Annotated in this window: 10 protein-coding genes; 5 read left to right on the top strand and 5 right to left on the bottom strand. The window is 70.0% G+C overall.

Annotated elements, in window-relative coordinates:
• Positions 1-445 (top strand): DUF6286 domain-containing protein (locus FFS20_RS17980; protein WP_171007088.1); only part of this gene is annotated, 445 nt, incomplete at its 5' end.
• A complete protein-coding gene (gene amaP, locus FFS20_RS13960) occupies positions 445-1,041 on the top strand; it encodes an alkaline shock response membrane anchor protein AmaP (protein ID WP_137826440.1) in 597 nt (198 codons plus the stop codon). The genes FFS20_RS17980 and amaP, both read left to right, overlap by 1 nt.
• A gap of 217 nt (positions 1,042-1,258) precedes the next feature.
• Here the strand turns inward: amaP and FFS20_RS13955 are convergent, their stop codons facing one another.
• Genes FFS20_RS13955 through FFS20_RS13945 form a run of 3 tightly spaced genes read right to left on the bottom strand, consistent with a single transcriptional unit; the run spans position 1,259 to position 4,397 of the window.
• Positions 1,259-2,230 (bottom strand): NADP-dependent oxidoreductase, encoded by a 972-nt coding sequence (locus FFS20_RS13955; RefSeq protein ID WP_212743345.1) that lies wholly within the window; start codon positions 2,228-2,230, stop codon positions 1,259-1,261.
• Positions 2,227-3,213 carry an LLM class flavin-dependent oxidoreductase gene (locus FFS20_RS13950; RefSeq protein ID WP_137826439.1) on the bottom strand — a complete coding sequence of 329 codons (987 nt, stop codon included), beginning with the start codon at positions 3,211-3,213 and terminating at the stop codon, positions 2,227-2,229. The genes FFS20_RS13955 and FFS20_RS13950 overlap by 4 nt, the downstream gene beginning before the upstream one ends.
• Entirely contained in the window at positions 3,210-4,397 is a 1,188-nt protein-coding gene (locus FFS20_RS13945) for an MFS transporter (protein WP_137826438.1), read from the bottom strand. Before FFS20_RS13945 ends, FFS20_RS13950 begins: the two co-directional genes overlap by 4 nt.
• 103 nt (positions 4,398-4,500) lie before the next feature.
• On the opposite strand from FFS20_RS13945, the gene FFS20_RS13940 reads away from it, so the two are divergent.
• The gene (locus FFS20_RS13940) at positions 4,501-5,661 is read left to right on the top strand and encodes an NAD-dependent formate dehydrogenase (protein ID WP_137826437.1); all 1,161 of its coding nucleotides are present in this window, start codon (positions 4,501-4,503) and stop codon (positions 5,659-5,661) included.
• 401 nt (positions 5,662-6,062) lie between these two features.
• Here the strand turns inward: FFS20_RS13940 and FFS20_RS13935 are convergent, their stop codons facing one another.
• Entirely contained in the window at positions 6,063-6,851 is a 789-nt protein-coding gene (locus FFS20_RS13935) for an SDR family NAD(P)-dependent oxidoreductase (protein WP_137826436.1), read from the bottom strand.
• Complete coding sequence (locus tag FFS20_RS13930) at positions 6,848-7,672, bottom strand: thioesterase family protein (protein ID WP_137826435.1); 825 nt, start codon at positions 7,670-7,672, stop codon at positions 6,848-6,850. Before FFS20_RS13930 ends, FFS20_RS13935 begins: the two co-directional genes overlap by 4 nt.
• Positions 7,673-7,709: 37 nt before the next feature.
• On the opposite strand from FFS20_RS13930, the gene FFS20_RS13925 reads away from it, so the two are divergent.
• Both FFS20_RS13925 and FFS20_RS13920 read left to right on the top strand, forming a co-directional pair.
• Positions 7,710-8,495, top strand: a complete 786-nt coding sequence (locus tag FFS20_RS13925) for an exodeoxyribonuclease III (RefSeq protein ID WP_137826434.1) — start codon at positions 7,710-7,712, stop codon at positions 8,493-8,495.
• 159 nt (positions 8,496-8,654) lie between these two features.
• Complete coding sequence (locus tag FFS20_RS13920) at positions 8,655-9,566, top strand: RelA/SpoT domain-containing protein (protein WP_137826433.1); 912 nt, start codon at positions 8,655-8,657, stop codon at positions 9,564-9,566.
• Positions 9,567-9,574 lie beyond the last annotated feature (8 nt).

Here is a 9,574-nt window from a genome sequence, read left to right as displayed (position 1 = left end):
GTCCGGCGCCGAGGCAGCGCTGACGACGACGCTGCCGGGTGTCTCCGGCGCCGAGTCCCTCCAGTGGGGGATGCCGATCGTCATCGGCGCAGGCATCGTCCTCGGTGTCATCGGACTCATCCTCATCATCCTCGCGATCTTCCCGGGACCCCGTCGCATCGTCGGCTTCCGGGCTCCGACGAGCGAGTACATCGAACAGTTCGAAGTCGCCCTGCCGACCTCGGCGGTCTCGGACCTCGCGGCAGCCGCCGCGGACTCCGTCGACGGGGTCTCCCGCGTCCGCGCGTCGTCGAACGCACGGTCGACGATCGTCACCGTCACCACCCCGGTGCGCGACACCGCCGCGATCCGCAGCGATGTCGGACAGGCCGTGACGGACCGTCTCGCGGCGGTCGACTTCGACAGGCAACCGAGCGTGCGCGTGCACGCCCAGAGGAGGCAGTGATGAGAAGAATGGCCGCAGGTGCCAACCGCACCCTGCTCTTCATCGTCGGACTCGTGTGCCTCATCGTCGGCGCCGGTGCCGCGGCCGCAGGCTTCGGCTTCCTGTCGACGATCATCGCCGGACTCGAACCGTCGAGCACGCTCGGCGTCCTCGCGGTGCCGTTCACGTGGTCGTTCTCAGCCCTCGTCGCGGTGCTCATCGCGGTCGTGCTCGCGATCATCGGAATCTGGTGGCTGTCGCTGCAGATACCGCGCAAGGACGCGGCGAAGCCGCTGCGTCTGCAGCAGGATGCGCGCACCGGCCTGACCACGGTGACGGCCAATGTCATCGCCGAGGCGGTCGCCGACGACCTCGAGACCATCGAGGGCGTCGACTCCGCCCAGGTCATTGTCCGCGGCACCGCGCGTCGTCCCGAGCTCGTCATCCACATCGACGTCGACGATCGCGCCGACATCGATGCGATCGTCGCCGAGGTGGCCGACCGGGTCGCCCGCAACGCGAGCAGTGCGCTCGGGGAGCCGTTGGCGGCGGTCGGACTCGAGATCGGGATCGCCCGCACACCCAACCGCAAGCAGCGCAGCGTCACCCTCGCCTAGCGCAGGGTTGAAGTCCCACCGCCGGGTTCCCGGCGGTGGGGCGGCGCACAGTCGCCGGTCTGATTCCCGGGAGCAGTCCCGGACCCCCAGCCGGTCGTCGATTCGGCCGGCACTTCCACCGCCGCCGGCCGGATCGGCGGCCTCCGCCGTCCAGCCGACGGCACCATCACCCCGACCCGAGTTCCTGCACAGGACCCGGTGTCGGGGTGATGTCGTCTCAGCTGCCGAGTTCGACGCTGCCGGTGTCGACCTCGAGGACGACCTTGCCGACGGTGTGTCCGCGCTCGATGTCGGCCAGTGCCGCGGCGGCCTGCTCCAGCGGGTGCGTCGCCGAGATGTGCGGGGTCACCGTTCCGGCGGCGACGAGCCCGGCGATCTCGGCGAGCTCCGCGCCGTCGGCCTCGACGGTGAAGCGCAGCGCCCGCACCCTGTGAGCTCGGGCCTCCTCCTGTGAGGGCGCGTCGCGCGTGGTGACGAGCACACCGCCGGGGACGAGCACGGCCCACGACGCCGCCCTCGCCGCACCCCCGACGAGATCGAAGACGACGTCGACCCCGGATACACCGGAGAGGTCCTGCGTCTCATAGTCGATGACGACATCGGCGCCGAGCTCCCGGGCGAACGCGACGTGCGGCGTCGACGTCGTCGTGATGACATAGGCTCCGGCCGCCTTCGCGAACTGGATCGCGAAGTGCCCGACCCCGCCGGTGCCGCCCTGGACGAGCACGGTCGAGTCCGCGGTGACCCGCCCGTAGCGGAAGAGCCCCTGCCACGCGGTGAGGCCCGCGGTCGGAATCGACCCGGCCCGGACGGCGTCGACGCCGGCAGGTGTCGTTGTCAGCGCATGCTGGTCGACGACGACCCGTTCGGCGTAGCCACCCCCGTGCATGTCGACCATCCCGAAGACCGCGTCGCCGACGGAGAACTTCTCCGCCTGCGCCCCGCACTCGACGACGACGCCGGCGACGTCGCGCCCGAGCGTGTACGGCAGCCGGTCCTCGCCGACACCGGGATACCGGCCCGACCGGATCCGGGCGTCGACCGGATTGATCCCGGCCGCCGCGACGGCGACGCTGACCTGCAGAGCGTCCGGGGCCGAGACTCCGAGCCGGCTGACGTGGAGGACGTCGTCGCCGCCGAAGCGGTCGAAGCGGACCATCCGCGCCGTCGCCGGTGCGTTCGCACTCACAGTCCCCACGCCTTAGCGAGCAGTTCGAAGGACCGTGCGCGCATCGCCGGGTCGAACGTGTACGTCGTGATGATGAGCTCGTCGACGCCGAGGTCGGCGATGATCTCCTGCAGGGCGGTGACGACGGTCTGCGGGGATCCGACGGCCCGCACCTGCTGGAAGTCCTCGATGAAGGCGAGCACGCCGGCATCGACGACCTCCCGGATGTCGTCGACCGGCGGGGCGAGCGGGGTGCGCCGGCCGGTGCCGATGCCGGCGGCCAGCTGCTGTGCGGTGGTGAAGAGGTGCTCGGCCTCCTCGTCGGTGGGGGCGACGAGGACGTTGACCCCGGCCATGACGTAGGGCGCGGAGAGCTCCGCGGTGACGTAGTCGGTGGAGAAGTTCTCTCGGTACCTACGGATCGCTTCGTGGCGCGCGGCCGGGGCGAAGTGCGAGGCGAAGACGTAGGGCAGGCCCATGGCCGCGGCGACCGTCGCCCCGTCGAGGCTCGACCCGAGGATCCACAGCGGCACCCGGGTGCCCTGCCCGGGATGCGCCGTCGTCTCCCCCGTCCCGTCGCCGAGGTGGCGCTGGAGTTCGACGACGTCCTCGACGAAGGTGTCCGCCGAGGCCTGTCCCCGGCGCAGCGCCGCGGCCGTGCGCGGGTCCGTGCCCGGGGCGCGGCCGAGTCCGAGGTCGAAGCGGTCGCCGTACATCGCGGCGAGCGTGCCGTAGTATTCGGCGACCATGAGCGGAGAGTGGTTGGGCAGCATCACGCCCCCGGAGCCGAGTCGGATCCGACTCGTGTTCTCCGCGGCCCGCCCGATGAGCAGGGACGTCGCCGAGGAGGCGAACGTCGGCACGTTGTGGTGTTCGGCGTACCAGTACCGCCGGTAGCCGAGGCGGTCGGCGAGCTTCGCCAGGGCCAGCGACTCGTCGAGTGCGGTGCGGGTCTCCATTCCCTGGGAGACGGGGACGAGGTCGAGGATGGACAGCGGGGTCATGATGGTGCTCCTCTCTTCGGGGACGTCGCGGCGAGTGCGGCGGCGATGATGACGACTCCGACCTCGCAGAGGCCGTAGACGATGAAGGTCGGGACGAGGCCCCAGTGCTGGGCGGCGAGGCCGGCGAGCACGGCGGGGACGCTGAACGCGGTGTAGGCGACGATGAACGTCGTCGCGAAGGTGCGGGAACGGTCCGCGGCGGGAGCGGCCTGGCCGATCGTCCCCATGACCCGGGAGAAGGCCGCGCCGAAGCCGGCCCCGGCCAGCGCCGAGGCGAGGATGTAGAGGACGAGCGAGTCGACGAGGACGGCGACGACGGTGCAGAGGACGCCGAGCCCGAGCAGCCCGAAGCTGAGCAGTCCGTGCCGCCGCGGGGTCATCCCCCGCATCCGCCACGTGGCCAGCGGCGCGGGAAGGAAGAAGACGGCCAGGGTGAGCCCGACGACGAAGGTGTTGTCGACCCCGAAGGTGGTGTGGATGAGCGAGGCCCCGAGGGACAGATAGAGTCCGGCCGGCGCCCAGATCGCGAGCAGTGCGGGGATCCGGCGGATGAAGATCGGGCGCACCGCCGCGGGAAGCCCGACCCGCGGGACGAGGGCCCGCAGGCGCACCGGCTGCCGCGGCACGGGATCGCGGGGCAGGAGGATGAGGGCGGTGAGCAGAGCGGCATAGGTGCCGAGCAGCACCCAGTAGACGAGCTGGCGCGGCCACGGGGCGTACTCGACGAGGAGACCGGCGAGCGCGGCACCGAGCGCGAGTCCGATCGGCGAGGAACCGCCGGAGACGAGGGCGCCCGCCGGCTGACTGGGCTGGTGGGCGACGATCATCGCCGATGCCGCACCCGTGCACAGTCCCGTCGCCGCTCCCTGGACGAGGCGGGCGACGATGAGGGGACCGACGCCGTCGGCAAGGATGAAGAGGACCATCGCCGCGATCTGGATGAGGAGTCCGGCGACGAGGACGGAGCGGGTGCCGACGACATCGGCGAGCGATCCGAGGGTGATCATCGTCGCGAGCAGGGCGAGGACGTAGATCGCGAAGATCACCGTGAGGGTGAAGTCGGAGAACCCCCACAGCTGCTGGTAGACGGGATAGAGCGGGGAGGGCGCGGCCGCGGCGGCGAGCAGCGCGACCATGATGAGACCGGCCACGGCGAACCTCGCCGTCTGCGCCTCCTTGACCATGCTCTCTCCCTCACCCTCCGCTGTCCGGTCAGACTATACCCAGGCCGGGGGCTTAGACTCAGGGTTCCCTGACAATGCTCCTTCACGCGATGGGCTGATCTCGATGGCGAGAATCCTCTGTGTGCTCTACCCCGATCCGCAGTCGGGCTACCCTCCGCCCTATGCCCGTGATGAGATCCCGGCGGTGACGTGGGATGTCGACGGCGCACCGGCGCCCATGCCGCAGCCGCCGCTCGGCTTCGTCCCCGGCCAGCTCGTCGGCTGCGTCTCCGGAGAGCTCGGGCTGCGCGAGTACCTCGAGTCCCACGGCCACGAGTTCGTCGTCACGAGCGACAAGGAGGGCCCGGACTCCGAGTTCGCGCGCCTCCTGCCGAGCGCCGACATCGTCATCTCGCAGCCGTTCTGGCCGGCCTATCTCACCCGGGAGCGGATCGCGGCCGCCCCGCACCTCAAGCTCGCGCTCACCGCGGGCATCGGCTCTGATCACGTCGACCTCGAGGCCGCGGCGGAGGCGGGCATCACGGTCGCCGAGGTGACCGGGTCGAACTCCGACTCAGTCGCCGAGCACATCGTCATGATGATCCTCGCCCTCGTGCGCAACTATCTGCCCTCACACGAGACGGCGGCCAGCGGCGGCTGGAACATCGCCGAATGCGTCTCCCGCGGCTACGACGTCCAGGGGATGGCCTTCGGCGCCGTCGGCGCCGGACGGATCGGCCGCGGCGTGCTCAGGCGCCTCGCGCCCTTCGGACTCGAGCTCCACTACACGCAGCGGCACCGACTCGAGCCCGCCCTCGAGGAGGAGCTCGGTCTCACCTTCCATCGCGACATCGGTCAGATGGCTCAGCATATGGACATCATCAGCCTGCAGGTTCCGCTCTATCCGGCGACTCGGCATCTCTTCGACTCCGAGCTGCTCGGCTCCCTCAAGCGTGGAACGTACCTTGTCAATTGCGGGCGGGCCGAGCTCGTCGACCCCGCCGCCGTCGATGCCGCCGTGCGCTCTGGGCATCTGGCCGCCTACGCCGGCGATGTGTGGAATCCGGAGCCGGCCGGCGCCGACGACCCCTGGCGGTCGATGCCGTGGAACGGGATGACCCCGCACATCTCGGGAACGACGCTGTCGGCCCAGGCGAGGTACGCCGCCGGCACCCTCGACATCCTCCAGCGCTTCCTCGAGGGGCGCCCCATCGAAGAGGACTACCTCATCGTCGAGGGCGGTGGACTCGCCGGAACGGGCGCCCAGTCCTACGGACTGCGCTGACCTCGGTGCGTTCTCAGCTGATCGTCCGTTCGAACCGGTCGGTCATGTCCCGTTCGTGACTCGTCAGCGACTTGTTCATGACGTGCGTTTGTCGTGAATGACAAAGACCCCGGGGCGCGTAATCGCGTCAACCCGGGGTCCTCGCAGCACTCCCCTCGAGTACCCGGACGCATCCCCATACGTCCGTTATGTCCACCCGATCCCCACCGGGCGGACATCACAATTCCACCACACTTCACGGCCTGTTGTAAAGAATGATTTGAGACATATTTGGTCTCAATGAACAAGAATGCTGAACGCGAACTTCCGCGAATTTCCAGTTCAGAGCGGTGGGTCAGATGGTTCAACCCTCAACTTCTCTTACCGCGTGAGGCCGAAAAAACTTTGCGAAAAAGTTTCCCTCAGGCGCCTCGCGCGCCGCCCCCGCCGCGCTGCCTCTCGAAGGCGAATCCCGCCGATCCCCAGCGGATGAGACGACGCGGCACCAATCTCGCCGCATTTGCCGCTAGACGGTAGTGCATTCCGGGGATTGAGACGACCTTCCCGGCCCGCGCGTCACGCAGGGAGACGTCGACGACATCGTCGATGTCGAGCCACAGCCAGCCCGGTCCCGGCCGCTGCGCGCCGAGGCGGTCGTGGAACTCCGTGCGGACGAAACCGGGGAGCACGGCGGTGACCGTGACCGGCTCGTCGCGCAGCTCACCGGCGAGCGCCTCGGTGAAGACGAGGGCCGCAGCCTTCGAGGCCGCGTACTGGCCCATCGTCGTCGCGGCCGCGAGCGAGGAGACCGTGATGATCCCGCCGCGACCGCGGGCCCGCATCCCCGGCACGGCGGCCAGCGCGAGCTCGCGCACGGCGGTGCTGAGCACCCGGTCCTGAGCGGCGAGCGCCTCGGGGTCGGAGTCGAGAAGACCCTCCCTGAGTCCGTAGCCGGCATTGCTGATGAGGACGTCGATGCGCGTGGTCCTGATGACCTCCGCGACCGCGGCGATGCCCGTGTCCGTCGAGAGGTCGGCGACGACCACCTCGGCGCTGATCCCGTGGGCGGCCGAGAGCTGCGCTGCCAGCTCCCGCAGCCGCTCCTCAGTGCGGGCGACGAGCACGAGGTCATAGTGCTCGGTCGCGAGCGCCCGCGCATACCCGCGCCCCAGCCCGGCACTTGCGCCGGTGACGAGGGCTCGTGGGCTCACTTCGCGCCCTGTCCCACCCGCACGGTCAGTGACTGGGCGGCGGTGCCGAGCGGGCCGGTGGCGTCGCTGAGGACGCTCGCGGTCTCCCCGATTCCGGTCGCGCCGAAGGCCACGCGGGTCTCGAAGCCGACCCAGCCGGGCTCCGGAGTGCGCGTGAGGTGGATCGTGAGGTCGACGTTGGGGAAGAACGTCGTCGCCGGGTCGACCCGGACGGCGAGCCCGTTCGCGGTGTCGACGAGTTTGACGAGCGCAGCGGTCGGCGGGTCGACCTCGCCGTCGACGAGGGGAAAGGGCGAGCGGATCCAGCTGCGCGCATAGCCGGGGCGGGCGTCGTCGGCCTGTCGCCCCTCGAGGGAGGCGATGAAGCCGCCGGACCACCGCTGTGCGAACGGGACGGCGGGAACGAACTCCGGGTCGGGCAGATGCGTCCACTCGTGGTCGGCCACGTCCGCGGTGTCGCTGCCGAGCAGCCGCCACACCCGGGCGGCGATGCTCACCCGGTCGCCGTGGCGCATGCGCGCCTCGACGAGTTCGATCGTCCGGCCCGGTCGGACGACGTCGACGTCGATCGTGAACTCACCGGAGTGGATGACGCCGAGGATGTCGTAGCTGATGCGCGAGACGATCTTGTCACTCGGCAGGCGACGCTCGACCTCGGCGAGGATGAGTCCCGACGCGGGCGCGAGATGCTGCTCGCCGGGCTGCCAGGCCCCCTGGCTGTGCAGGGTCGAGACGAAGCGGTCCTCCCCGCGGCGCACGTAGTAGGAGTCGGGGACCGGTGATCCGTCGTGGCCGAGGTGGGCGTTGAGAGCATCAGGCATGGCTTCAGACTATCCGGTGACCGGTTAGGGTGGAGGGGTGAGAATCGCGACGTGGAATGTCAACTCGATCCGTGCCCGCCAGGAGAGGATCGGGGCGTGGCTCGACCGCTCCGATGCCGATGTGCTGGCCATCCAGGAGCTCAAGTGCCGGGACGACCAGTTCCCCCGGGAGATCTTCGACTCCCGCGGCTACGAGGTCGCCTTCCACGGGCTCAACCAGTGGAACGGCGTGGCGATCGCCTCCCGCGTGGGGATGAGCGACCCGCAGATCGGCTTCGCCGGGATCCCCGAGTACGAAGGCGTCGTCGAAGCGCGTGCGCTGTCGGCGACGTGCGGCGGCGTGCGGGTCCACTCCCTCTACGTGCCCAACGGCCGCGAGCTCGACCACCCGCACCTGGCCTACAAGCTCGAGTGGTACCGGGCGCTGACGGCCGACATCGCCGGGCAGCTCGCCGGGGACCCTGACAAGCGGATCGTCCTCTGCGGCGACTTCAACGTCGCCCCGCTCGACATGGACGTCTGGGACATGGCGGCCTTCGACGGCGCCACCCACGTCTCCCCGCCCGAGCGCGCGGCGTTCTCCGACCTCCTCGGCGCGGGCCTGGAGGAGGTGACCCGGCAGTTCACCCCGGGCCCCGGCGTCTACACGTACTGGGACTACCAGAAGCTGCGCTTCCCGAAGAAGGAGGGGATGCGCATCGACTTCGAACTCGCCTCCTCGGCGCTCGCCGAGGCCGCGGTGTCCGGCCAGATCGACCGCGAGGAGCGCAAGGGCAAGGGCGCGTCCGACCACGCGCCCGTCATCGTCGACTACGACCTCTGAGGTCGGCCGGGACTGCTGAGCACTGTCGGCGTGCTCGACCGCGCCCGCGGATTCCCCGGCACCGCCTCGGCGAGTCATCCGGTCGAGCAAAACGACGCGCAAAGCATGGACATCGCCCGTCTCATCTGGTGAAGTTGAACCAGGAGGAAGGTGACGACGATGTCAGCAAAAGTCCGCGAGCTAGTCGGTGAGGCCTACGACCGGCGCGAGTCCACCTGGAGGGCAGCGCTCGAGACGGTCGAGGATTGGATCGAGTCCGCCCGCTCGCGGTCTCCGCAGCTGACGGAGGACCGCGTCCGCATCGTCCCCGGCCGGATCAAGGACCCGCTGCGCACGGGTGAGAAGCTGCGCCGGAAGCTCGCCGACGCCAACGATGAGATCCACGAGGCCGTCGAGGTCGAGAACCAGGTCATCGACGTCGTCGGAGCCCGGGTGGTGTGCCGCACCGAACGCGAGCAGGCCGTGCTCTGGGACGTGCTGACCGACCCGAACGACGATTCCTCCCTGTCGATCGCCGAGGTGCGCGACTACTCCGCGCACCCGAAGCCCTCGGGGTACCGGGGACGCCACCTCATCGTCGAGGTGCCCTTCGACTCCGAACCCTCCGTCCTCGTCGAACTCCAGATCCGCACGATCCTCCAGGACGCGTGGTGCGTGCTCTCCGAGGAGCACCTCTTCAAGCCCGGTCAGGTGCTCACCTCCGACTCCCAGCAGGAGCGGCTCGGCCTCGTCCTCGCCGGGCTCTTCGCGCAGGCCGATTCCGTCGCCGGCTTCATCGCCGACGACGTCGGCGCCTACCTCGGCCTCGGCAATGCGGCCCCGCCGCGGGCGATGACCGACCCGGACGCCGAGGCGCCGTCGATCGAAGTGACGATCCGCGAGCTCAAGCACTCCTACGTCCTCGCCGCCGACGAGGTCGGTCGCCATGGGATCATCCGCTTCGAGACCCTCGGGCTCACCCCGGACAACCCGGACCGGGCGGGACTGCCCTCCCCCGGTGACACTCTGCGGGTGCGGATGGACGAATCACACTCGACCCGGTACTTCATTCCGGTCGCCGGGGAGAGCTGAGGCCGCAC

The sequence above is a fragment of the Brevibacterium sp. 2SA genome (genome assembly GCF_005502845.1).
Taxonomy (GTDB): Bacteria; Actinomycetota; Actinomycetes; order Actinomycetales; family Brevibacteriaceae; genus Brevibacterium.
The sequence above is the reverse complement of the archived record's forward strand: the minus strand, read 5'-3'. Positions and strand labels throughout refer to the sequence as shown.